Below are 23,333 nucleotides of genomic sequence, written 5' to 3' on the forward strand. Positions count from 1 at the left end.
CCCGGTCACATTCCGAACCCGGAAGCTAAGACTCTCTGCGCCGATGGTACTGCAGGGGGGACCCTGTGGGAGAGTAGGACACCGCCGGACTTAACTTGGTAACACGCAGAATGGCCACCCTCAGGGGTGGCCATTCTGCGTTAACCCACACACCCCGCACCACCGTGCTCGTGCGCGGTATCAACGAGGGAAGGCCACCCTCAGGGGTGGCCTTCCCTCGTTGACGTCCGGGTGAGAGTGCCCGTTCCGGTCGAGAGTGACCGTGCTACCGGGCACTCTCGACCGGAACAGGCACACTCCGGGCGGCCCGGGTGCCTCCGGGGCCGGCCCGGCCCGGGAGGGGGCGCCGTCGCGGCGCACCCTGTGCCCGCCGGCGCACGGTAAATCCTGCGCCCGCGAGCACAACCTGCGCGCCGAGAAACCCGCGCCACGAGAACGGTGATCCGCGGGATCCCAACGGCAGCCTGGGCGGGCGNCCCGACAACGACAACGGGGGAGGGACGGCGCCCGGCCGGCCTCGGCGCGCAAGACCACGGCCACCGGGACCAGAATGTCTTCGTGGGGGAGCCTGCTCGTGAAGTCGCGGCTACGCCGCCGCTGCCGCCTGCGCCACATCCGTCTGCCAGGTGCACGCAGAGGGCTGCCGGCATGCGAACCATCCGGCGAGAGTGCCCATTCCGGTCGAGAGTGACCGCGCTACCGGCCACTCTCGACCGGAACAGGCACAGCCGTTGGGCCCTGGGGGAGAGTGTCTCGTTGCGCAGACCGGGGTGGGAAGGACAGCGCCGGACCTGAGTCAGTCACAACAACCAATACGGCCACCTCTCGGGGTGGCCAATTGGCGTTAAGTTACGATTGAAGAGTCTGTCGAAATGACAGGCACAATTACACAGGAGACACAGTGAGCCCCACAGGATCGCACGATAACGAATCACGCGACGGCGGACGCGACGAACGTCGCTCCGGCGGTTACCAGGGCCGGTCGGATCGACCGCGGCAGGACGGCGATCGTCCTCCGTACCGGGGGAACTCCGAGCGCCCCACCGGTGGTGGCGAGCGTGCCCCCTACCGTGGGAACTCCGATCGTCCGCAGCGTGATGGCGAGCGNGCCGAGAAACCCGCGCCACGAGAACGGTGATCCGCGGGATCCCAACGGCAGCCTGGGCGGGCGCTTACACACGTGATCTGGCGGGCAGCCGGGCCGTCAGGGCACCGGAGGCGCCAGCGTCGGAGGTCCCTGGCACAGTCGTCGACGTGGATGAATCACGAAAGACCACAGATCCAGTCCTCAGGGCGCACTTCGAAGCGATTCGCCAGGACCACGAGAACGTCCTGCGCCGCACCGCCGAGTACGATGCCCTGGTCGCTGAGGCTCGTCGGTTCGAGAAAGCCATCCGGCGTGCCGGGACGAGAGCACGGCGAGCGAACGGCAGTACGTGACATTCAGCGGGCGACGGCGAGTGGCCGGACTCAGCGCTGCGGGAAGTTGTGCGGCAGAGTGCTGAGCACCGGCTGCAGGCGCTCCAGGCGGTCGCGCTCCAGGATCAGGGCGGCGAACTCGCGCGAGCGACGCACGGCCGCCACCCCGGCCAGGAACAACTCGGGCGGCACCGGGGGGAGGGGTGAGACAAAGGGAGCTGCCTCGGCGGCCAGGCTCTCGGCCAGGCGCACCCGGGTCGGGGGCGTCAGTTTCGCCGCCTGGTCCAGAAATTGAGCGATGCGGCGGGACAGGCGGTCGGGCAGCCGGATGATGTCGACCGTCTGCGCCCAGGTCTCGAGTTCCTCCGGCAGCCCGTGCACGGCGACCCGAAGCGTTGGCACTCGCTCGTGCTGGCTGTAGGTGCCGGCCAGGAGGTCACCCAGACGCTTCGACTTGCCGTTCAGCAGTGCCGTCGTGGCGGCCAGGCCGCCGAAGGTGAGGTAGATCTCGATCACGCCGAGCAGTGCGCGGATGAAGGCGTGCCGCAACTGGATTGCGCCGCCGTCGTCTCGCACGATCCGCGCCCCGATGGCGAGTTTGCCCAGGGATCGCCCGCCGGAGAGTGTTTCGACGGTCATCGGCACAACCAGGATGGAGAACACCAGCCCCACGATGCCGAGAGCCCGCACGAGCGCATCGTCGAGGGCCTGACCGGCCAGGATCGAGACGATGTAGGCCATCGCGAGGAAGAGCAGCAGGTACGCGACCCAATCGATGATCGTGCCCGCTGCCCGCAGGATGACGCTGGCCGGCCGCACGTCGAGCGCGACGGCCTCCCCCGTGAGGAGTTCATACTCGCTCAGCGGATACTCGCCGTGATCGGCCACATTAGCGGACTGCGCCATGTCTACTATTAGAACAGATGGACCTTGACGCGTATTCAGCGGCGCACCGCGCCGAATGGGGCCGCCTGGCCGAACTCGGCTCGCAGCGGCGGCTGTCCGGCGCGCAATCCGACGAGCTGATCGAGCGTTATCAGGCGGGTGCGACGCAGCTCTCCTTCATCAAGACCACCACCGGGTCGACCGTGCAGGGCGACCGTCTTTCCGTGGCGCTGTCCCGGGCCCGGTTGAGGTTCACCGGCGCCAGCGCCAGCGTGGTCTCCCAGATTCCGCGGTTCTTCGTGCTGCAGCTGCCGGCGGCCCTCTATCGCCTGCGCTGGCTGACCCTGGCGGTGGCGTTGGTCACGGTCGTGGTGGCCGGCCTCTACGCGATGTGGGTATCCGGGGACCCGCAGGTACTCGCCAACATCGGCTCCGACGCGCAGCTCCAAAAACTCGTCAACGAAGACTTCGTCAACTACTACTCCGAGAACCCGGCGGCATCCTTCACCGGCCAGGTCTGGACCAACAACGCGTGGATCGCCGCCCAGTGCATCGCCTTCGGCATCCTCGGCGTGTACGTGCCTTACATCGTGCTGCAGAACGCGCAGAACGTGGGGATCACGGCAGCCGTCATGTTCGCCTACGGCAAGGGCGACGTGTTCTTCCTCTACATCGCCCCGCACGGCATGCTCGAACTGACCGCCATCTTCGTGGCCGCCGCCGGAGGGCTCCGCATTTTCTGGGCCTGGATCGCCCCGGGCCCCCGCACCCGCGGCCAGGCCCTGGCCGAAGACGCGCGCGCACTGTCCACGGTGGCGATCGGTCTGATGTTCGTCCTGCTGGTCTCCGGGGTGATCGAGGGTTTCGTCACCCCGGCACCCTGGCCCTGGCCGGTCAAGATAGGCATCGGGGCTGCTGCCCTGCTGGCGTTCCTGGCCTACATACTGGTGCTCGGCGGCCGCGCGGTGCGGGCGGGGGAGACCGGCGACCTGGCCGAATTCGAGGCCGGCAGCACTCGGATCTACGCGGCGTAGCCCTGCAGATCACCAGCCGCGGCCCGTGGCGCGAGCGCCCGCGGCCCGCGACTCAGAGGCGGCCGGCCGACTTCAAGGCGATGTACCGGTCGGCCAGGTCCGGCGGCAGATCGGCGGGCGCCCCGGTGACGACGTCCGCGCCCTGCTGACGGATGGCGGCCGACACCCGGGCCACGTCCAGCAGGGCCCGTTCGGCCGCCGCCGCCCGGTAGATCTCCTCGCGGTTGCCGCGTTCGCGGGTGGCCTGCAGGGTGGTGGGGTCGGTGACGGATGCCACGACGACGGTGTGGTGCCGGGTCAGCTGCGGCAGCATGGAGAGCAGCGCACTCGAGGCGCCGGCCGCATCGATCGAGGTGATCAGCACCACCAGTGCTCGCTGGGTGGTGACCTGGCGCACCTGGCCGGGCACCGAGGACCAGTCGGTCTCGATCAGCTCGGGTTCGATCATGGCCATCGTGTCGACCATGCGGGAGAGCAGCTCCGCTCCCTGCGCGCCCTGCACCCGCCCACGGGTGCGGCGGTCGTAGGCGATGAAGTCGACGCGGTCGCCGGCCTTCGATGCCAGTGCGGCGAGCAGCAGCGACGCCTCGAAGGCCGTGTCGAGGCGGGGCTCGTCGTCCACCCGCGCCGCCGAGGTGCGGCCGCTGTCGACGACGATGACGACCCGGCGGTCCCGTTCGGGCCGCCAGGTGCGCACCATGGTGTCGCCGCGCCTGGCCGTGGCCCGCCAGTCGATGGAGCGCACGTCGTCGCCCCGAACGTACTCGCGCAGGGAATCGAATTCGGTGCCCTGACCGCGCACCAGCAGGCTGGTGCGCCCGTCGAGTTCCTTGAGCCGGGTGATCCGCGAGGGCAGGTGTTTGCGCGCGTTGAAGGGCGGCAGAACCCGGATGCGCCCCGGCGCCAGCAGCGTCGCCTGCCGCGCCCACAGCCCGAGTGGCCCGGATGAGCGCACGGTCACCTGCTCCACCCTCCGCTCGCCGCGCCGAATCGGGGTCAACGTCAGCGACGCCAGGCGTCGTTCCCCGCGCGGCACGGTCAGCGGGGTGCGGTTGTTCCCGGCGCCGGCGGAGGGCTGCCAGGCATCCCGCAGCACCAGTCTCAGGTCCCGGGTACCGGTGTTGCTCAGGTACAGGTCGCTCGTCACGGACTCGCCCAGGCGCACCCGGGCGGGCAGGTTCCTGGCCAGGCCGATCGCGCGGGGCGACCCGGCGAGCGACAGGTCGAGGATGCCGAGGGCCAGCACGGTCAGCAGCCACAGCCCGAGCACGGCCGCCGCGGTGCCGGGCGTTCGCCCGAGCAGCACGATCGGCACGACGCCGAGGGCGACGAGGGCGACGAACCGGCCGGTGAGCGTCACGTTAGATCGGGACCTGCACCTGAGCGAGCACCGCGCGCAGGATCGCGTCCACCGACACGCCTTCGAGTTCGGCTTCGGGCCGCAGCTGCAACCGGTGCCGCCAGACCGGCAGCACCATGGCCTGCACGTGGTCGGGGGTGATCGAGTCGTACCCGCTCAGCCAGGCCCAGGCCTTCGCCGACGCGAGCAACGCCGTCGTGCCGCGCGGGCTGACCCCGAGCTTCACCGACGGGCTGCGCCGGGTGGCCCGGGCCAGGTCGACGATGTAGCCGAGCACGTCCGCGCTGGCGCCCACGGATGCCGCCGCCGCCTGCGCCGCCCTCAGCTCGTCCGGGCCGAGCACGGCGGTCACCCCGGCTCCGGCCAGGTCGCGCGGGTTGAAGCCGGTCGCGTGCCGCCGCAGCACCTCGAACTCCGCGTCGCGCTCCGGGATGTCGAGCACGAGCTTGAGCAGGAATCGGTCCAGCTGCGCCTCCGGCAGCGAGTAGGTGCCCTCGTATTCGATCGGGTTCATTGTCGCCGCGACGATGAATGGATCCGGCAGGGGAAGGGAAACGCCGTCGACGCTGACCTGTCGTTCCTCCATCGCCTCCAGCAGGGCCGATTGGGTCTTCGGCGGGGTGCGGTTGATCTCGTCGGCCAGCAGGATGTTCGTGAACACCGGCCCTTTCCGAAATTCGAACTCGCCGACCCTGGCGTCGTACACGAGCGAACCGGTCACGTCCCCCGGCATCAGGTCGGGGGTGAACTGCACCCGCTTGGTCTCCAGGCTGAGCGCGTGGCTGAGCGAGCGCACGAGGAGGGTCTTGGCGACCCCCGGCACACCCTCCAGCAGCACGTGACCGCGGGCCAGCAGCGCGATGATCAGGCCCGTCACGGCGCCGTCCTGCCCGACGACGGCCTTGCCGACCTCGGTGCGCACCTGGGCGAGCGAGCCTCGCAGGGTATCGACAGCGGTGTGAGTGCTCATGAGTCCATTCTTCCGGGTGGCGGTGGGGTTATCGCTCGGCTGGTCGCCCGCTCGAGCTCCTGGAGGCGGTCGGAGAGGGCGACCAGCTCGGCATCGGTCGCGGGCACGCGGTCGACGAGGACGGACCGCACCTCGCCGCTCGGCCGGTCGGTCACCCGGGCCACGGCCTGGATCACGTCGTCGAGGTTCGCCAGGCGGGACAGCCCGACCTGGCCGGCGAGGCGCTGCACGGCCCCGACCCGCAGCGCGTCGAGAGCACGCAGGCGGGCGCCGCTGCGGGCGTACAGGCGGGCCCGGCCCTCCATCGTTTCGCTGGCACGCACGGTGACCGGCAGATTCTCGGCGACGAGGGGACCGAACCTCCTCCCGCGCCAGATCATCGCGGCCAGAGTGACGAAGACGAGGATCACCAGGGTGGGGGTGACCCAGCCTGGCGTCAGCTCGCCGAGCGAGGGGGGCCCGGTCCGCTCCACGTCCGCGATTGTCGGCAGGTACCAGACGACCTCGTCACCGGCTCCGAGCAGGTTGAGCGCGAGGGCCGCGTTTCCGGCGAGGGCGATCCGGTCGTTGCTGAACAATGAATCGTCCGCCACCAGAGTCAGGGTCCGACCAGATGCGACGCGTTCGACCACGGAGAACGCGCCGGTTGCCGAGGTGAAGCAGCCGGTCAGACCGGCCGAACCGGCCGGGAAGGTGAGTGTGCGCTCGCCGGGGGGCAGGGTCCCCGCTTTCACCGCGGCCGGCACGGAGCATCCGGCCGGCGCAGCCTTCTTGTCGGCGACGCCGCCGAAACCCACCTCGGGGGCGAGCGTCTGCAGCAGCAGGAAATCCGGGCCGGCGACCACGGTGCGCGGTGCCAGGCCGGCCATGGCGGTGAGCCGGTCGGCGGTGAGGAGTCCGCCCTCGTCGAAGAAGAAGACGGTCGGGTTCTCGGCCCGCCCGGCCGCGGTGCGCGCCTCGGCGAGGGTGTCGGCCACCGTCACGGACACGCCCTCGTGCTGCAGAACTTCGACCAGGGCCCGGCCGCCGGGCTGGGCGGCGCTGTCTGCGGCGAGGGGAGGCTTGCCCGCGCTGGTGCCGCCGGCGAGGAGCGTGGCGACGATCGCGACGAGAAGGGCCCCCACCCCGGCCAGAACCCAGAACCGCACCCTGCGACCGGTGGCGCGCAGGGTCGGCGTGAGGGCGATCGCGTTCTCGGTCGACGGGCCGGCCGCAGAGACCGGGGTGACCGTCGCCGGCGCAGCCGCCTGCACGGTGGCTCCCCGGGGCGCGGGCGTCATGCGAGGGCCGACGGGGCGGGATCTTCGCGGCGTGCGGGCCGAGCGGAGCGGAGGTCGGCCTCGAGTGCGGCCAGCGCGAGGAAACGGGCCTCCGTGCCGACCACCCCGAGATAGCGCACCCCGTCGAAGGTCTCGGCGGCCTCGGCCAGCCTGACCGTCTCCGCGGGGAACGCCTCGGCCGCCCGGGCGGCGAACGAGTGCGCGGTGGTGCCGGGCAGGGCGACCAGGATCGTGCGCTCGGACAGCTCACGCGCCAGCGCGCGGAACATCTCCGCACTGGCCAGGCTCCAGTCCCGGTGGGAGGCCGCGGCGAGAGCCGCTCGGCGCAGGTCCGCGGCGGACCGGCGGTCGTCGACCCCGAATAGGTCGGCCGGAAGGCGGCTGCGCCGGTTCAGCCGGGGCAGCCCGAAAATGAGCAGCGCCGGCACGACGATGGCCGCCAGCACCACCGTGACGATGAGCGGAATCCAGCCGGCGAGGCCATCACCGGACGGTGCGGTGAGTGAACCGAACCAGTCGAGCACGGCCGAGGACACCCGGTCGAACCAGGTCGGCCGGGCCGCCTGGTAGGGGGCCTTGGCGAGTTCTTCCCGCAGCCACCGCTGCGCCTCGGGTGCGTCCGGATCGACCGGAATCGTTCCCCGCACCATCGTTTCGAGCCCCCAGTCGATCATGCCCGCACGGTCTCCGGCCCTGAAACCGCCGGAGTCGGCACCAGGTAGGGGTCAGGCACGTCGCTGCCGGGGACCGATTCGACGAAGCGCGCCAGTTCGAGGTCGAGGCCTTCCTTGCGCATCCGCAGGTCGATGTAGATCAGGGCGGTCGTGGCCGACTGCACCACCGACACCACGGCGCCGAGCACCAATGCGACGAAGATGATCAGCACGTACAGGATGACCGAGGGCAGGTAGGCGTCCAGGGCCGCGTTCGGGTCGACGAGAGACACGGCGACGCCGAACAGAAGCGACAGCGGTGTCGACACCACCTGGGCCACGATGTTGACGATGGCGGCAACCAGGAACTGAACGCCCAGGGTGCGCCAGAAGTAGCCCTGGGTGAGCGACCAGGATCGACGCACGGCCGCCCCGATGCCCAGGCGCTCGAGCACGATCAGGCTCGGCACGAGCGAGGTCCTCGTGAACAGCCAGGCGCCGAGGGAGAGGAGCGCGAGCGAGCCGAGGATGCCGCTGACCACGGCCAGCGCCACCCACCCTCCGCCGATCATGACGAAGGCCGCCACTGCGCCCGCCACCACGCCGATCCCCACGATCAAGCCGGCGCTGAGCAGGCAGGTCCAGAGCGCCAAAGGCCACAGGCGGCGTCCCGCCGAGCGCCACAGCGCCCCGAGCCGGAGTTTCTCGCCGAGCGTGGCCCGGGCCACCTCGACCACGATGACGCCCTGCAGCAGGGCGGACGCGAGCACGGACAGGGCCAGCGGCACGAGCGCCGAGAGCACGATCGTCAGGGTGGCGCCGGCCTCGACCTGGGCGCGGTCCTCGATCGGGGCGCTGGCGACGCGGTCGAGCGCGAAGAAGGTGACGAGCCCGACCACGACGAGCGTGATGAGGGTGATGGCGCCCTGCACGAGCAGGGCGCTGCCGAAGGTGGCCTTCGGGTTGCGCCGGAGAACCTGGAACGGCGCCCAGAGCAGGGTGCCGAAGCCGAGCGGTCGCAGCGGGATCAGTCCCGGACGCGGCGGCGGGGTCCACGCGCCGGTCGGAGGCTGTGCGCCGAAGGCAGGAGCAGGGCGCCCGTCATCGTTCGGGGAGTGCCAGTTCTGCGGGTCCGTCACGGATCCTATGCTGGCATACCTCGGCCCTGAATAAGGATGTTGAGCGGTCACACGGCACACTCGACTACTCTTAGCCCAGAGATTGACTGACTCACCGGGGTATTTTGGGTGACTGAGTGGAAAACGGTTTGATGAACGCACGTATTTTGGTCGTCGATGACGACACCGCACTGGCAGAGATGATCGGCATCGTGCTCAACGCCGAGGGGTTCGACCCGGTCTTCTGCGCGGACGGCTCCCTCGCGCTGGAGGCATTCCGCGCCGCCAAACCGGATCTCGTGCTGCTGGACCTGATGCTGCCGGGCCTGGACGGAATCGAGGTGTGCAGCCTCATCCGTGCCGAGTCCGGAACGCCCATCATCATGCTCACCGCTCGAACGGACACGACCGACGTCGTCAAGGGCCTCGAATCCGGCGCGGACGACTACATGGTGAAACCGTTCAACCCCAAGGAACTCGTCGCCCGCATCCGGACGCGCCTGCGGCCGGTCTCGACGGACACGATTTCCAGCCTGCAGATCGGGGACCTGGTCGTCGACGCCGCCGGGCACGAGGTGCGGCGGGGCGATCGCCAGATCAACCTCACGCCGCTCGAGTTCGACCTGCTCCTCGCGCTCGCCTCCAAGCCGCAGCAGGTCTTCACCCGCGAGATGCTGCTCGAGCAGGTCTGGGGTTACCACTACAAGGCGGATACCCGCCTGGTGAATGTGCACGTCCAGCGTCTGCGGGCCAAGGTCGAAGACGACCCGGACAACCCCCGCATCGTGATGACGGTGCGCGGCGTCGGCTACCGGGCCGGCGTGGCCGGGTAGGTTTTTCGTGGTCGTTCGCACCGGAGCCGCCCGCTTCACCTGGCGGGACTGGCGGGACTGGCGGGACTGGCGGGACTGGCCCGCCCGGATCGCCGCGACCTGGCGCTCGTCCCTGCAATTCCGCACGGTGACCATCACTGTGGCACTGTCGGGCATGGCGATCGGCGTGGTCGGGGTCTACGTGTCCGTCAGCGTGGGCAACGACCTCTTCCAATCCCGTCTCAGCCAGGTCCTGGTCGATTCGAGCCGGGCGACCGCCGCCGCGCAGGGCATCTTCGACGCCTCCGACGCCGCGGACCGGGTGGAGGTGCAGGCACTGGTCGGTTCCGCCCGCACCCTGATCACCGCGGCGTCCTCGAGCCAGCTGATCGCCATCTTCCGCGTGCCCGGGCAGGACGCCTCGACCGTGGCTCCCCAGGATTCCTCCTCCTTCGGCGATTCGAACGGAGTCATCACGAGCGATCTCCGCTCCTCCGTGCAGGACAACGCCGGGGAACAGTTCTGGCAGTCGGTGACGCTCGCGACGGATGACGGCGGGCAGGCCCCGGGGATCGTCGTCGGGTCGCAGATCGCGGTCCCGGTCGCCGGCCGGTACGAGCTCTACATCGGCTACAGCCTGGCCGACGCCGAGTCGACGCTGCTCTTCGTGCAGCGCACCCTCGGCGTGGCGGGCCTGATCCTGATCCTGCTGATCGGCGGGGTGACCTGGATCGTCGTGCGCTTCGTGGTGACGCCCATCCGCGTTGCGGCCGCCACCAGCCAGAGGCTCGCCTCCGGTGACCTCGGCGTCCGGATCCCGGAGAAGGGGGAGGACGTCATCGCGACCCTTGCCCGGTCGTTCAACGGGATGGCGGACAGCATGCAGAGCCAGATCAAGGAGCTTGCGGACCTCTCCGAGGTGCAGCAGCGCTTCGTGTCCGACGTCTCCCATGAACTCCGCACCCCGCTGACCACCATCCGGCTGGCCGGCGACGTGCTCTACGACCAGCGGTCCACCTTCCCGCCGGCCATCGAACGCACTGCCGAACTCCTGCACACCCAGGTCGAACGGTTCGAACTGCTGCTGAGCGACCTGCTCGAGATCAGCAAGTACGACGCGGGCTCCGTGCAGCTGGAGACCGAGCCGACCAACCTGGTGCACCTCGCCGAGGACGCCATCGACGGTCTGCGATCCCTGGGTGAGTCGAAGGGCACCGATCTCATGCTGGTCGCGCCGGGCGGGCATCTGGACGCCGAGGTCGACCCCCGCCGCATCCGTCGGATCATGCACAACCTGATCGGCAACGCGATCGAGCACGGGGAGGGCCGGCCCATCATCGTGTCCGTCGACAGCAACGAAAGCGCCGTGGCGCTGTCCGTGCGTGACTACGGGATGGGCATGAGCCCGGCCGAGATGGCTCACGTCTTCGACCGGTTCTGGCGCGCCGACCCGTCCCGCAAGCGCACCATCGGCGGCACGGGTCTCGGCCTGTCCATCTCCCTCGAGGACGCGGTCGTACACGGCGGCTGGCTGCAGGTCTGGTCCCGGCCGGGTGAAGGGTCCTGTTTCCGGCTGACCCTGCCCCGACTGGCGAACGGCGAGTTGTCGACGTCGCCGAGCCCGCTGCCGCCGGACGATGCCGGGGCGGCGAGTCCCGCCGCCGTCCTCCGCGGAACGGAGGAGAACGATGCATGACCGCACCCGATTCCTGGGCGCACTGGCCGTGTGCGCGCTGCTGCTGACCGGATGCTCCGGCATCCCGAGCGAGGGCGGGGTACGAGCCGGCCAGGCCGCGCAGCCCGGCTCCACGCCGGCGCCCGTCTTCCTGCCGTCCCGGCCGCAGAAGGACGCCAGCCCCGAAGGGATCCTGCGCGGCTTCATCGACGCCGCCACCAGCCCGGAGAACGACTACGCGATCGCCCGGGAGTTCCTGGCGCCGAACTACAGCGGCGCGTGGGAGCCAGACACCGGTGTGACCATCGACGACGGAACCGGCCGCAGCATCGTCGCGGTGGGAGACACCCAGCAGATGCAGTTCTCGGTCAACCCGGTCGCCGAGGTCGACGCGGCCGGTGAGTACCGCGAGATGGAGTCCTCCGCGGCGGTCTCCCTTCGCTACCAGTTCGTGCAGGTCGGCGGGCAGTGGCGGATCAGCGCGGCACCGAACGGCACGGTGATCGACCGGAACATCTTCGGTGACGTGTTCACCTCCCAGGCCCTCTACTTCTTCGACCCGGGCTACGCCTATCTGGTGCCCGACCTGCGCTGGTACCCGCGCGGGGCGGCCACCCTGACGAAGATCGTCAACGGCCTGCTCGGCGGACCCAGTCCATGGCTCAGCAAGGCCGTCTCGACGGCTTTCCCGGACGGCACCAAGCTCACAGCGGATGCCGTTCAGGTCGTCGCGCGGGACGCCAAGGTCGACCTCAACAGCGAAGCCCTCAACGCCGACCGGGTCACCCTGCAGCGGATGGAGGCCCAGCTCCGCGCCAGCCTGCCGCCCGGGCTGACCGTGAGCATCACCATCAACCGCAACTCGCAGGAGATCGGCGACCTGGGCGCCAGCGCCCCGGCCCTGAACCCCCGCGTCGACGCCCGGGCGCTGATCCTCCGGGAGGGGGAATTCGGCTTCCTCGCCGCGACCGGCAAGGCCATCACGTCCATCCCAGGCCTATCGGAGACGGTCGTTTCCCTGAACCCGACCGCCGTCGTGCTCTCGCCGGGCCAGACGATGGCGGCTGTCCTGGCCGCCGGGGGCGTGTACGGGGTGCGGGTCGGCGACGACCCCGTACTGCTCGACCCGCGTGCGGGCCTGATCCCGCCCGCGGTGGACAACTTCGGGTTCGTCTGGTCCGTGCCGTCGAGCCGGCCGGGGGAGCTGTTCGTGTACGGGCTGAACGGGGACGCCGTCGCCGTGCCGACGCCCTGGTCGGAAGCCTCGGCGATCCAGTCGCTGCGGGTGTCGAGGGACGGCACCCGGCTGATCGCTCTCCTCCGGAACGGGACGGACACGCGGTTCGTCGTCGTGGCGATCACCCGGGAGAAGAACATGCCGGTCTCCCTCGGCGACGCGGTGCAGCTGGCCTCCGAGGCCGGTGTCCCCGTCGACGCAACCTGGATCGACGAGCTCACGGTGGCCTACCTGAACCGGTTGTCGAGCGGAGAGGAACGGATCGTGACCCAGCAGCTCGGCGGCGTCAGCGCCCGCCTCGAGTCCGCGCCGGACAGCACCGGGATCGTCGGCAGCAACAGCCTGCGCGACCTCCGGGCGATCTCGTCCACCGGGGGGCTCCTGGTGCAACGCGGGGTCGGCTGGCAGGAACGCCTCGGCGGTCTGACCCTCCTGGCCACCCAGCAGGGCATCGGCGGGTAGCTCCTCCACCGCCGCGCGGTGCCCCCGGCCCGCACAGGTCGGGGCCGCCGGACGCGCTCCGACGCGCCGGGGCGCACGCTGGCCGGATGAGGAGACCGGATCAAGCGGTGCGGGCCGCCCTCGACGCGTGGGCCGTGGTCATGCCCACCGTCTGCAGCGGCTGCGACGCCCCGGACCGCGCCCTGTGCCCCGCCTGCCGCCAGGCGTTGCTCCCGGCCGTGCATTCCTCCGAACGGCTGGGAGTGAGCATGTGGTCCGCCCTCGACTACACCGGAGTGCCCCGGCGCGTGCTGGGCGCCTTCAAGGACGGTGGGCGAACGGATGCCGCCGGCGCGCTCGCGGTGCCGCTGCGGGCGGCCATCGTCGCCGCCCTCGCCGCCCAACCGGAGCCGGGCATCCATCTGGTCACCATTCCCTCGTCCCGGGGCGCGTGGCGCAGCCGGGGCTACCACCCGGTGGAGTTGCTGCTGAGGCGGGCCGGGCTGCGCGCCAGCGGGGTGCTCAGGCCCTCCGCGGAGACGGTCGACCAGGTGGGTCTCGGCATCGAGGCCCGACGCCGCAACCGGGCCGGGTCGCTGACCGCCAGGCGGCCGCTCGGCGGTTTTCGGTGCCTGATCGTCGACGATATCCTGACCACCGGCGCCACCGTCCTCGAGGCGCGACGCGCCGTGCTGGATGCCGGCGGGCAGGTGGTCGGAGTGGCAACAGTGGCGGAAACACGGCGTCGTCATCCGGTCACCGGAGGTTCATCTGAAACTCGTTGACAAAAGCTGTGACTTATCCGGCGCACCGGGCTACGGTAATCATAAAGGCGCGTAATAATCGCCCAGATATGGGCGGTTCGCCAGATCTGGAGGTCGTCATGGAAACAAACATCGTGGGACGAAACCTGGGGATCACCGATCGTTTTCGGGAGTATGCCACCGAGAAGGCCGAGAAGGTCGCCGGCCTCGCGGACAAGGCCCTGGCTCTTGAAATCAAGCTGAGTCGGCACCGTGAGAAGAACGGGTCCACCGGAAATGACCGGGTCGAGTTGACCCTGATCGGCAAGGGTCCGATCGTTCGGGCCGAGGCGGACGGTTCCGACAAGTACGCCGCCTTCGACGTCGCGCTGGGCCGGTTGCTCGAGCGCGTGCGCCGGGCGAAGGACCGCCAGAAGGTGCACCGCGGCGGAGCCCACCGGCCGATCTCGCTGCACGACGCGGCATCCGTCGACTTCAGCGTCGTCGACATCAAGCCGGCCGACGCCGAGACCCTCGAGCGCGTGCGCACCGGGGCGATCAACATCGTCACCGATGAGGAAGCCGCGGCACCGGCAGAGGAGCCGGCCGAGGTCTACAGCCCGGTCGTCATCCGCCGCAAGGTGTTCGCCGCGTCCCCGATGACCGTCGACGATGCCCTGTACTTCATGGAACTCGTCGGGCACGACTTCTACCTGTTCCAGGACGCCGAGACGAAGCGCCCCAGCGTCGTCTACCGACGCAAGGGCTGGGACTACGGCGTCATCGAACTGGACGAGAACGCCGAAGAGGGCGGAGCGGCCGTGCAGTCGGCCGGATAACGCAGCCTCTGACCAACTAGCCTTGTTATAGTTGCCGAATATCGGTCGCTGCAAGCGTCCGACGACGACGACAGGCGTGTGCACACGCCGTGACGACTAGTGGAGTGCATTTCGTGGCCTCAATCCTGGAAAAGGTTCTTCGTGTTGGTGAAGGGCGCGTGCTGCGTCGCCTCGAGCAGTACGCGAAGGCCATCAACGCGCTCGAAGAAGACTTTGGCCACCTCACCGATGAGGAACTGAAGAACGAGACCGTGTTGCTGCGAGAGCGCTACTCGGGCGGTGAGTCGCTGGACGACTTGCTGCCCGAGGCGTTCGCGGCCGTGCGCGAAGCCTCCACCCGCACCCTCGGCCTGCGTCACTTCGACGTGCAGCTGATGGGCGGGGCCGCCCTGCACCTGGGCAACATTGCCGAGATGAAGACGGGTGAGGGCAAGACGCTGGTCGCCACGACCGCCGCCTACCTGAACGCCATCACCAGCCGCGGCGTGCACATCATCACGGTCAACGACTACCTCGCCAGCTACCAGAGCGAGCTGATGGGCCGCGTGTTCCGGGCCCTGGGCATGACCACCGGCTGCATCCTCTCCGGGCAGACGCCGGCCCAGCGCCACGACCAGTACCTCGCGGACATCACCTACGGCACGAACAACGAGTTCGGCTTCGACTACCTCCGGGACAACATGGCCTGGCAGGCATCCGACATGGTGCAGCGCGGGCACTACTACGCCATCGTCGACGAGGTCGACTCGATCCTGATCGACGAGGCGCGGACGCCGCTGATCATCTCCGGTCCGGCATCCGGCGAAGCGAACCGCTGGTTCACCGAGTTCGCCAGCCTGTCCAACCGGCTCATTCCCGACGTCGACTTCGAGGTCGACGAGAAGAAGCGCACCGTGGGCGTGCTGGAATCGGGCATCGAGAAGGTCGAGGACTACCTCGGCATCGACAACCTCTACGAGTCCGCGAACACCCCCCTGATCTCGTTCCTGAACAACGCCATCAAGGCCAACGCCCTGTTCAAGAAGGACAAGGACTACGTCGTGATGAACGGCGAGGTGCTCATCGTCGACGAGCACACCGGCCGCATCCTGATGGGCCGTCGGTACAACGAGGGCATCCACCAGGCCATCGAGGCCAAGGAGGGTGTGGCCGTCAAGGCAGAAAACCAGACCCTGGCCACGGTGACCCTGCAGAACTACTTCCGGCTCTACTCGAAGCTGTCCGGGATGACCGGTACGGCCGAGACCGAAGCCGCCGAGTTCATGAGCACGTACAAGCTCGGCGTGGTCTCCATCCCCACGAACAAGCCGATGAAGCGCATCGACCAGGCCGACCTCGTCTACAAGAACGAGGAAGCCAAATTCGGCCAGGTCGTCGAGGACATCGTCGCCCGGCACGAGAAGGGGCAGCCGGTCCTGGTCGGCACGACCAGCGTGGAGAAGAGCGAGTACCTGTCGCGGCTGCTGGCCAAGAAGGGCGTGCGCCACGAGGTCCTGAACGCCAAGAACCACGCCCGTGAGGCCGCGATCGTCGCGCAGGCCGGGCGTCTCGGTTCGGTCACCGTCGCCACCAACATGGCCGGTCGAGGAACCGACGTCATGCTCGGTGGCAACGCCGAGTTCCTCGCCGTCGCCGAGATGAACGCGAAGGGCCTGAGCCCGGTCGAGACGCCGGACGAGTACGAGACGGCCTGGGACGATGTGTTCGCGGGCGTCAAGGCCAAGGTCACCGAAGAGGCCGACAAGGTCGTCGAGGCCGGTGGCCTCTACGTGCTCGGTACTGAACGCCACGAGTCGCGCCGCATCGACAACCAGCTCCGTGGCCGCAGCGGCCGTCAGGGCGACCCCGGCGAGAGCCGCTTCTATCTGTCGCTCACCGACGACCTGATGCGCCTGTTCAACGCGGGTGCCGCCGAGAGCCTGATGGGTCGCCAGGGGATCCCCGACGACATGGCGATCGAGTCCAAGGTCGTCAGCCGCGCCATCCGCTCGGCGCAGTCGCAGGTTGAAGGCCGCAACGCGGAAATCCGCAAGAACGTGCTCAAGTACGACGACGTGCTGAACCGCCAGCGTGAGGCGATCTACGGGGACCGCCGCCACATCCTGGAGGGTGACGACCTGCACGAACGCACGCAGCGCTTCCTCGAGGACGTCATCGACGAGGTGCTCGACGTGCACACCGGCGACGGCAACGGCGATGACTGGGACTTCGACGCCCTCTGGACCGAACTCAAAACCCTGTACCCGGTGGGACTGACCATCGACGAGGTCGTCGCCGAGGCCGGGAACCGCGGCAAGATCAACCGCGACTTCATGCGACGCGAAATCATCTCGGACGCCAAGCTGGCCTACCAGCGCCGGGAAGAGTCCCTCGGTTCACCGGCGATGCGCGAACTCGAGCGTCGCGTGGTGCTGTCGGTCATCGACCGCCGGTGGCGCGAACACCTCTACGAGATGGACTACCTCAAGGACGGCATCGGCCTGCGCGCCATGGCCCAGCGCGACCCGCTGGTGGAATACCAGCGCGAGGGCTTCGCGATGTTCCAGCAGATGATGGGCCAAATCCGCGAGGAGACCGTCGGCTTCCTCTTCAACCTCGAGGTCGAGGTCAGCCAGGCCCCCGGTGCCGTGGCCAGCCCCGTCGTCGCGGCCAAGGGGCTCGCCCCGGCCGACGCCGCTGAGGAGAAGCTCAGCTTCACCGCCCCGAGCGACTCGGGCGGAGTCGAGGTGCGCGACCAGCGCGGCCAGATCCAGCAGGCGGCCACGGACCGTGCCCGCCGGGCCGGCGCCGCCACCCCCGCCGCCGACGAGACGGATGCCGCCCCGGCGCCCGCCCAGCGCGGCGCGTTCGGCCAGCGCGACACCTCCGACCCGGCGCCCGTCAACCGCGCCGAACGACGGTCCCAGGGCAAGAAGTAGCACCCGCCGGGTCGTGGAAGAACGCCCTCGTCCCTGCGACGAGGGCGTTTTTTCTTCAGCTGCGAGTCACAGCACGTTGATCGCGCTGGCCCGCCAGCGCTTGTCCAAACCCTCCAACCGGATCGCCACCGCGCGCACCCTCACCTTGCTGTGCACGATCACCACGGCCTCGATCACGCCGTCCCGTGGCTCCGAGATGGTGACCCGGCCGATCGTGATGGCTGGTCGCTGGGCCCGCTGCCCCTTGACGGCGCGTGCCCGGGCGGAGAGGACGACCCGTTTGAGCAGGTGCCGGTAGACGTCGTCGCTGACCCACCGGGCGAGCTGGTCGAGTTCCCTCGCTCCGGCCAGGACCTCGATCACGCAGCGCGCGAGGTTGATCAGGAGCGGTTCCGGGTCGGGCAGCTGGGCCCGGGAACTCGGCTGATGGCCGAAGAAGTCATCGGCCTGGAATTTCTCGCCGCGGGAGCGGGAGGCGGGGGTCTGTGCCGTGCTGGCGGCTGGATCGCTCATGACTCCTCCGGGTGCGTGAGTCCGCCGGCCGTGACAGGGTCTGCGCGGGCCGTCGGGTGGTGCCGGCGTTCGGGTGGATCACCGGACACCCCCGCAGTGGGGGTGGAGTCCTTGGGCGCTACTCAACCAGCTGGGCAGCATGGTGTCGAGGGCTTATAAGCCCTGTGGATAACCGGAGCGATCCGTCGGTGGCGGGCGCTAGCTTCGGTGTGTGCGCTGGGACAATCTGTTCGACGATCTCGAGGGGCAGCTCGAACACGAGCTGAACGCCGAGGAGACTGACCTGCGCGCGGAAGAGGAACGGCTCCGACTCGGCCGGCTCTCCCTGCGCAACCGGCTGACCGGTCTGGCGCGAGCCTCGGGCCTCGGGGCCGGCGTGCTCCGGGTGGTGCTGGCGTCGGGGGAGACGCTGACCCTCCGACCGACGACGTTCGGCCGGGACTGGCTGGCCGCGGACCTCCTCGACGCGGGGTCCACGGGCGCGCAGTGTGTCCTCCCGCTCGCGGCGGTCGCCGGGGTGATCGTGCGACGCGACGAGATCCCCGACTCGCTCGTCACCGAGCCGGAGTCGGCCGTGCGGCTCGCCGACCGCATCGGGCTGCCCTTCGTGCTCCGCGACCTGTGCCGGCGGCGCGCGAACATCGAGGTGCACACGCGTTCCGGGCCGCTCCGCGGAACCATCGACCGGGTCGGCCGTGATCACGTCGACCTGGCGGTGCACGCAGCGGGAACGCTGCGCCGGGAGTCGGAGGTGCACCAGTACCGGATTGTGCCGATCACCGAGATTCAGCTCGTGCGGTTGCCCTAGCGGTCGTCCATTCCCCGCGTGACGTCACTGTCGGGGCGGATGATGGTGCCGCCGGACAGCTCGGGGATGTTGCCGAAGTCGGATTGCTGCCACAGGGACATGCGCCGGGCCTCCTCGTACTTGGCCTCGATGAAGGACTCGAGGACCACGCGCTCGACCCGCCATACCCCGGCCGGGCCGGTACCGACAGCGCCGACGGTGGTGGCAGCGCCGAGCCGGATGGCCGGGAGCTCGCCGGTGCGCACCAGCTCCAGCACCTCGCCCACCGACAACGACAGGATCTCGGCCGTGTCGGCGACGGTGAGGAAACGTCCCACACCGGTGGCACCCGCTGAATCGTTCATGGAAACGATTATGCGTCTCCGCGTGATCGCAGTGGGCAGGGCGGGTTGCGGCTGTGGATAACTCTCCCGCGTGGGGGAGAAGACGACGACGATGGACTCACGGACACCCCATCGAACGGGAGGCAGGCGTGGTGAGCAAGCCGGCGAAGAGCACAGGCCAGCGATTCTGGTTCGACCCCCGATTCGCGATCGGCCTGGTGCTCGTCGTCGCGGCCGTCGTGGGGGTCTACTGGATTGTGGCGGGAAGCGACCAGACCACGGCCGTGTTCGCCGCCCGGTCCACCCTCGCCGTGGGAGACCACGTCGAGGCGTCCGACCTGGTGGCCACCCGGGTTCGCCTCGGGTCGGCCGATGCCCTCTACGTGACGCCCGACCGGCTGCCGCAGGAGGGCCTGCTGGTGACCCGAACCATCGCGGCCGGCGAGCTCGTGCCGGCGTCCGCCGTCGGGCGCACCAGCGGCGCCGAGTCGACCAGCATCGTGGTAGAGCTGACGAGCAGCCTCGCCGCCAGCATCGGACCGGGCTCCGTGGTCGACGTCTGGTCGTCGCGTTCCACCGGGCAGGCGGCATACGGGCCGCCCACGGTGCTGGTCGGGCGGGCCGCGGTCGTGCGTCTCATCGAACCGTCCGGGCTCGCCGCCACGTCGGGCATCCGTTCGCTGGAGGTCCTGGTGCCCAAGGACACCGTCGCGGCCGTGCTCGAGTCGATCGCGAACCGGGACGCGATCGCCGTGGTGCCCGTCAACGCGCCCCTGGGGGAGTAGCCGTGGCCACCCTCGCGCTGGCGTTGGACCGGCACACGGAAGACCGACTGCTGGTGGACCTGATCGAGCGGGGCCATGTGATCGTCGCCCGCTCGGCGTCGGCGGGCGAGCTCATCCTCGCGCTGCGCCAGAGCGCCCCGGAGATCGTGCTGGTCGGCGCCGCCCGGACAACCCTCACGGCGGACCTGATCGCCGCCTGCGATACCCAGGGGGCGCGGCTGATCGCGCTCGCCGCATCCGATCAGGACCGCCGCCATGCGGCCGGCCTCGGGCTGCTCGACGTGCTGGATGCCGCCACGGACTGGTCGGAGATCGAGGACCTGATCATTCACGGCGTCGCCATCCCGCTGCGGGTCGGCGACCCGCGGGCCCTGGCCGGGACCCGGCCCGGCGCCGTGATCGCGGTGTGGGGTCCCTCCGGAGCTCCGGGCCGAACCACCCTGGCCATCAACATCGCGGCCGAAATCGCCGCGGTCGGGCACACCGTCGTCCTGGCCGACATCGACACGTACAGCGGCTCGGTCGCCCCAGCCCTGGGCATGCTCGACGAGGCCCCCGGGTTCGCGGCGGCGTGCCGGCTGGCCGGCACGGACAGCCTCACCCAGTCCGAGCTCGAACGCGTTGCGCAGCGCTACAACACGCCCCAGGGCGCCTTCTGGGTGCTCACCGGGATCGGCCGGCCGTCCCGCTGGCCGGAGCTCTCCGCCGAACGGGTCACCCGCACCATCGACGAACTGCGCCGGTGGGTCGACTATGTCGTGCTCGACACCGGCTTCAGTCTCGAGAGCGACGAGGAGATCTCCAGCGACCTGTTCGCCCCCCGGCGCAATGCGGCCACCCTCACCGGACTCCGGTGCGCCGACCACGTGGTCGCGTGCGGCCTGGCCGACCCGGTCGGAATGGCCCGGTTCCTGCGCGCCTGGGTGGACCTGGCCGAGGTGGTCACGACCAGCCGGATCAGCGTGGTGATGAATCGGGTGCGGCGGGGAGCGGTCGGACTGGACCCGAACGGCCAGGTGGTGTCTGCCCTGCGCCGCTTCGGCGGAATCGAGTCCCCGATCCTGGTCCCGCATGACCAGCAGGGGGCGGATGCGGCCATCGTCGCGGGCCGCACCCTGCGGGACGCCGCGCCGAAGTCGCCGGCGCGAGCCAGCATCCGCCGGTTCGTCCGCACGGAACTCCTGCCCGTCCCCGCGCCCGCCGCAAGCCGGCGCCGGAGGGAAACGTGGTGGCGCCGGCCGGCCGTCGCCGGCTGAGCCTGGGGTCGGTCCGGCCCGGGGTCAGTCCTGCAGGGGAACGACGTCGATCCGGGACCCGGGACCCGTGACGACCATCACCCTGTGGCCGGTGACGCCGTGGAGCGCCTGGGTGAGCTGTTCCACGGATGCCGTGTCACCCACCGCGTCGGAGCGGCGCCACACCGTGACGGATGCCCCGGTGGCCTCGTCGATCGCCCGCACAAGCGGTGCCGGGTCCGCACCCGTCACCAGGAACACCCGGCCGATGGTGCGGGCCCGGCGGGGGACCTCGGCGATCTCGGAACGGTCCCGCCTCCACACGGAGAAGTGGTACCCGGCGGCGAGGCCGGTGGCCACGAGCAGGCCCAGCGGCGCCCGCACCCGATCGAGCAGGCTCTGGCCGGTGACGTCCCCGAGGGCGAATTCGAAGATGCGGTAGCCGATCACCAGAAGCGTGACGATGGCGACGGCGGCGCTGACCCCGAACACCAGGATCAGGTACACCCGCCGGCCCGTGGCGGCGATCCGGTCCGGGGCGACGGGGGTCGCCGGCTTCCAGGCGACCCACCACACCGGACCGCCCACCAGCAGCGCGCTGATGCCGCCCAGCAGGAGGGTGCGCGTGTCGGAGCCGGCCAACGAGGTGGTCAGGGCGGCGAGGATCGCGTTCACCACCACGCCCAGCCCGGATGCGGCGGCGACCAGGCCGATACCGGAGGTCACCAGCTGCGTCGCCATCCGGGTGGTGCCCGAGCGGGCCAGGGTGAGACGCCAGTGGTAACTCCAGACCAGCGCGCCGACGGCGGCCGCGGCCAGGCCGGCACCGAGGAGATCGAGCATGGCGGTGATCGGGTCAGTGCGATCGAAAGCGAGCCGGAGGAGCAGGAACAATACGGTACCGGCACCGGTCAGGGTCAGAATCGCGGCCCCGGCCACCCCGACGAGCACCAGAGTCACGTCGGCGAGCCCGCCGCGCAGGTCTTTGGCCCGGTTGCGGATCCACTGCCACCACCACACGAACGCGCCGCCGGCGAACCAGACCAGCGCCTGCAGGGTCAGCCGCCACCAGGGCTCGCCCACCGTGACGCTGGACCCGAAGGCGTCGACGGCCGCGTCGATCAGGGAAGCGAGCGCCGTGACGGCGCCGCCCACCGCGACCACAAGCCCGAACACCGAGCCGAGGACGGGGGCCACAGACACGAGCTGGGTGGGACTCTTGGTCTTGTGCCGGGACATCCACTGGTGCCAGGCCCACACCCCGGCCCAGACCACGCCGGTGGCGAAGATGAGCGGCTGCCAGTCGGTGCGCACGAGGGCGGCCGCCGTGGCCAGCAGGGCGCTGGTGGCGGTCACGAGCGAGACCGTGGACATGCCGGCCAGATACAGCCCCCAGGCAATGGAAGACCGCTCCTGGCCGTCACCCATCCGCCGCCACAACACCCACCAGAGCACGGCGGCGAAGGGCCCGGCGATCAGGGTGAAAGCCAGGGATCGGGCGAGCCCGGTGATATCGCCGGAGACGAGCGCGTTTCCGGCGTCGAGAAGGCGCCCGAGCACCCCGCTCAGGCCGATCGCCGCGATCACGACCAGCGCGAAGAGCAGGATGAAGACGATCACCCGCCGCGCGGTGGGCTGCGCCGCGCTCTGCCCGGAGGCGGACGATTTACGCGCCGCGATCACGATCCCGGCGATGCCGGCGCCGATCACGGCGATCAGGAGCAGGAGCACGATGCTGGCCATCATGAGGCCGCCTTCGGGTTCGGGCAGATCATGAGTTCATACGGGGTGTCGTCGATCAGCCAGTCGCCGTTCACTTTGACCAGATCGAACACGCCTTCCGTCTCGTATTCGTCGGCGCCGAAGGGACCGTTCCCGGACGAGGTGACGATGGATACCTTCACGTCGGCGGATTCGGCTCGTTCGGTGGTCGACACCAGGGTGACCCGGAGGTCACCCGTGGGCGAACGGTCGAACTTCTCGCAGCCCGAGAAAGCGTCCTCGGTCAGAAACTCGCCGGCGGCCTGTTCGTCGCCGTCGATGACCGCCGTGGCGTAGCCCTGCACGACTCCTTCCGGGGTCCCCGGATCGAGCGCCTGGGGTTCGCCGCGGGTGAAGACCGCGACCAGGGCCACCACCACGAGGACCGCGATCACGGACAGGATGATAATCAGGGTGCGATCGGGCTTTCCATTCGCTGTGCTCATAAGCACAGCATGGCCCAATTCACGCTCTCTCACCTTCGGTGATGTCGGCGGGCAGCCGGGCCATCTAGGCTATTGACC

At 69.9% G+C, this 23,333-nt stretch carries 20 protein-coding genes and 1 rRNA gene; 11 read left to right on the forward strand and 10 right to left on the reverse strand.

Annotated elements, in window-relative coordinates:
- Positions 1-90: ribosomal RNA gene (rrf, locus tag E3T42_RS09635) — 5S ribosomal RNA — on the forward strand; the annotation flags it as partial.
- A gap of 1,380 nt (positions 91-1,470) precedes the next feature.
- On the opposite strand, the gene E3T42_RS09640 is transcribed toward rrf, so the two are convergent.
- Positions 1,471-2,325, reverse strand: a complete 855-nt coding sequence (locus E3T42_RS09640; protein WP_134366896.1) for an RDD family protein — start codon at positions 2,323-2,325, stop codon at positions 1,471-1,473.
- A gap of 17 nt (positions 2,326-2,342) precedes the next feature.
- On the opposite strand from E3T42_RS09640, the gene E3T42_RS09645 reads away from it, so the two are divergent.
- The gene (locus E3T42_RS09645; protein ID WP_134402929.1) at positions 2,343-3,338 is read left to right on the forward strand and encodes a stage II sporulation protein M; all 996 of its coding nucleotides are present in this window, start codon (positions 2,343-2,345) and stop codon (positions 3,336-3,338) included.
- Between the two features lie 52 nt (positions 3,339-3,390).
- On the opposite strand, the gene E3T42_RS09650 is transcribed toward E3T42_RS09645, so the two are convergent.
- The 5 genes from E3T42_RS09650 to E3T42_RS09670 are packed head-to-tail and all read right to left on the reverse strand — an operon-like array spanning position 3,391 to position 8,740.
- Entirely contained in the window at positions 3,391-4,698 is a 1,308-nt protein-coding gene (locus E3T42_RS09650; RefSeq protein ID WP_134366898.1) for a DUF58 domain-containing protein, read from the reverse strand.
- A 1-nt stretch (position 4,699) separates the two neighbouring features.
- Positions 4,700-5,668: a MoxR family ATPase gene (locus E3T42_RS09655; RefSeq protein WP_134402930.1), complete on the reverse strand. Its 969-nt coding sequence runs from the start codon at positions 5,666-5,668 to the stop codon at positions 4,700-4,702.
- On the reverse strand, positions 5,665-6,948 hold the full coding sequence (locus E3T42_RS16750; protein WP_166805324.1) for a DUF4350 domain-containing protein: 1,284 nt from the start codon (positions 6,946-6,948) through the stop codon (positions 5,665-5,667). Before E3T42_RS16750 ends, E3T42_RS09655 begins: the two co-directional genes overlap by 4 nt.
- On the reverse strand, positions 6,945-7,622 hold the full coding sequence (locus E3T42_RS09665) for a DUF4129 domain-containing protein (protein WP_134366900.1): 678 nt from the start codon (positions 7,620-7,622) through the stop codon (positions 6,945-6,947). The genes E3T42_RS16750 and E3T42_RS09665 overlap by 4 nt, the downstream gene beginning before the upstream one ends.
- Entirely contained in the window at positions 7,619-8,740 is a 1,122-nt protein-coding gene (locus tag E3T42_RS09670) for a hypothetical protein (RefSeq protein ID WP_134402931.1), read from the reverse strand. Before E3T42_RS09670 ends, E3T42_RS09665 begins: the two co-directional genes overlap by 4 nt.
- 131 nt (positions 8,741-8,871) lie before the next feature.
- Here E3T42_RS09670 and mtrA point away from each other — a divergent pair, with 131 nt between their 5' ends.
- The 6 genes from mtrA to secA all read left to right on the forward strand — a co-directional run bounded on the left by mtrA (position 8,872) and on the right by secA (position 17,384).
- Positions 8,872-9,552 carry an MtrAB system response regulator MtrA gene (gene mtrA, locus E3T42_RS09675; protein ID WP_134366902.1) on the forward strand — a complete coding sequence of 227 codons (681 nt, stop codon included), beginning with the start codon at positions 8,872-8,874 and terminating at the stop codon, positions 9,550-9,552.
- Between the two features lie 7 nt (positions 9,553-9,559).
- Complete coding sequence (gene mtrB / locus E3T42_RS09680; protein WP_241975983.1) at positions 9,560-11,227, forward strand: MtrAB system histidine kinase MtrB; 1,668 nt, start codon at positions 9,560-9,562, stop codon at positions 11,225-11,227.
- Positions 11,220-12,905, forward strand: a complete 1,686-nt coding sequence (locus E3T42_RS09685; RefSeq protein WP_134366903.1) for an LpqB family beta-propeller domain-containing protein — start codon at positions 11,220-11,222, stop codon at positions 12,903-12,905. Before mtrB ends, E3T42_RS09685 begins: the two co-directional genes overlap by 8 nt.
- Before the next feature lie 86 nt (positions 12,906-12,991).
- On the forward strand, positions 12,992-13,669 hold the full coding sequence (locus E3T42_RS09690; RefSeq protein WP_134366904.1) for a ComF family protein: 678 nt from the start codon (positions 12,992-12,994) through the stop codon (positions 13,667-13,669).
- Between the two features lie 98 nt (positions 13,670-13,767).
- Positions 13,768-14,466: a ribosome hibernation-promoting factor, HPF/YfiA family gene (gene hpf / locus E3T42_RS09695; RefSeq protein ID WP_134366905.1), complete on the forward strand. Its 699-nt coding sequence runs from the start codon at positions 13,768-13,770 to the stop codon at positions 14,464-14,466.
- A gap of 113 nt (positions 14,467-14,579) precedes the next feature.
- A complete protein-coding gene (secA, locus tag E3T42_RS09700) occupies positions 14,580-17,384 on the forward strand; it encodes a preprotein translocase subunit SecA (protein ID WP_134402932.1) in 2,805 nt (934 codons plus the stop codon).
- Positions 17,385-17,450: 66 nt separating this feature from the next.
- Here secA and E3T42_RS09705 read toward each other — a convergent pair whose 3' ends face one another.
- Complete coding sequence (locus E3T42_RS09705; protein ID WP_241975985.1) at positions 17,451-17,897, reverse strand: Rv3235 family protein; 447 nt, start codon at positions 17,895-17,897, stop codon at positions 17,451-17,453.
- Positions 17,898-18,108: 211 nt separating this feature from the next.
- Here E3T42_RS09705 and E3T42_RS09710 point away from each other — a divergent pair, with 211 nt between their 5' ends.
- Complete coding sequence (locus E3T42_RS09710) at positions 18,109-18,705, forward strand: hypothetical protein (protein ID WP_134402933.1); 597 nt, start codon at positions 18,109-18,111, stop codon at positions 18,703-18,705.
- On the opposite strand, the gene E3T42_RS09715 is transcribed toward E3T42_RS09710, so the two are convergent.
- Complete coding sequence (locus E3T42_RS09715; protein ID WP_134366173.1) at positions 18,702-19,049, reverse strand: helix-turn-helix domain-containing protein; 348 nt, start codon at positions 19,047-19,049, stop codon at positions 18,702-18,704. The genes E3T42_RS09710 and E3T42_RS09715 overlap by 4 nt on opposite strands.
- A 131-nt stretch (positions 19,050-19,180) precedes the next feature.
- Between E3T42_RS09715 and E3T42_RS09720 the strand changes: the two genes are divergently transcribed.
- Both E3T42_RS09720 and E3T42_RS09725 read left to right on the forward strand, forming a co-directional pair.
- A complete protein-coding gene (locus E3T42_RS09720) occupies positions 19,181-19,813 on the forward strand; it encodes a hypothetical protein (protein ID WP_134366172.1) in 633 nt (210 codons plus the stop codon).
- A 2-nt stretch (positions 19,814-19,815) separates the two neighbouring features.
- Positions 19,816-21,069 carry a regulator gene (locus tag E3T42_RS09725; protein ID WP_174776549.1) on the forward strand — a complete coding sequence of 418 codons (1,254 nt, stop codon included), beginning with the start codon at positions 19,816-19,818 and terminating at the stop codon, positions 21,067-21,069.
- Between the two features lie 24 nt (positions 21,070-21,093).
- Here the strand turns inward: E3T42_RS09725 and E3T42_RS09730 are convergent, their stop codons facing one another.
- Together E3T42_RS09730 and E3T42_RS09735 are read right to left on the reverse strand one after the other, a co-directional pair.
- Positions 21,094-22,794, reverse strand: a complete 1,701-nt coding sequence (locus E3T42_RS09730; protein ID WP_241975987.1) for a DUF5671 domain-containing protein — start codon at positions 22,792-22,794, stop codon at positions 21,094-21,096.
- A complete protein-coding gene (locus E3T42_RS09735; protein ID WP_134366171.1) occupies positions 22,791-23,255 on the reverse strand; it encodes a hypothetical protein in 465 nt (154 codons plus the stop codon). The genes E3T42_RS09730 and E3T42_RS09735 overlap by 4 nt, the downstream gene beginning before the upstream one ends.
- Positions 23,256-23,333 lie beyond the last annotated feature (78 nt).

Source organism: Cryobacterium sp. TMT4-10, assembly GCF_004403275.1.
GTDB classification, from domain to species: domain Bacteria; phylum Actinomycetota; class Actinomycetes; order Actinomycetales; family Microbacteriaceae; genus Cryobacterium; species Cryobacterium shii.

Bases quoted from the DNA above. Each gene is read 5' to 3' on its own strand.
- E3T42_RS09640 (WP_134366896.1), bottom strand. From the start codon at position 2,325: ATGGCGCAGTCCGCTAATGTGGCCGATCACGGCGAGTATCCGCTGAGC.
- E3T42_RS09645 (WP_134402929.1), top strand. From the start codon at position 2,343: ATGGACCTTGACGCGTATTCAGCGGCGCACCGCGCCGAATGGGGCCGC.
- E3T42_RS09655 (WP_134402930.1), bottom strand. From the start codon at position 5,668: ATGAGCACTCACACCGCTGTCGATACCCTGCGAGGCTCGCTCGCCCAG.
- E3T42_RS16750 (WP_166805324.1), bottom strand. From the start codon at position 6,948: ATGACGCCCGCGCCCCGGGGAGCCACCGTGCAGGCGGCTGCGCCGGCG.
- E3T42_RS09665 (WP_134366900.1), bottom strand. From the start codon at position 7,622: ATGATCGACTGGGGGCTCGAAACGATGGTGCGGGGAACGATTCCGGTC.
- mtrA (WP_134366902.1), top strand. From the start codon at position 8,872: ATGAACGCACGTATTTTGGTCGTCGATGACGACACCGCACTGGCAGAG.
- E3T42_RS09685 (WP_134366903.1), top strand. From the start codon at position 11,220: ATGCATGACCGCACCCGATTCCTGGGCGCACTGGCCGTGTGCGCGCTG.
- E3T42_RS09690 (WP_134366904.1), top strand. From the start codon at position 12,992: ATGAGGAGACCGGATCAAGCGGTGCGGGCCGCCCTCGACGCGTGGGCC.
- hpf (WP_134366905.1), top strand. From the start codon at position 13,768: ATGGAAACAAACATCGTGGGACGAAACCTGGGGATCACCGATCGTTTT.
- E3T42_RS09705 (WP_241975985.1), bottom strand. From the start codon at position 17,897: ATGAGCGATCCAGCCGCCAGCACGGCACAGACCCCCGCCTCCCGCTCC.
- E3T42_RS09715 (WP_134366173.1), bottom strand. From the start codon at position 19,049: ATGAACGATTCAGCGGGTGCCACCGGTGTGGGACGTTTCCTCACCGTC.
- E3T42_RS09730 (WP_241975987.1), bottom strand. From the start codon at position 22,794: ATGATGGCCAGCATCGTGCTCCTGCTCCTGATCGCCGTGATCGGCGCC.
- E3T42_RS09735 (WP_134366171.1), bottom strand. From the start codon at position 23,255: ATGAGCACAGCGAATGGAAAGCCCGATCGCACCCTGATTATCATCCTG.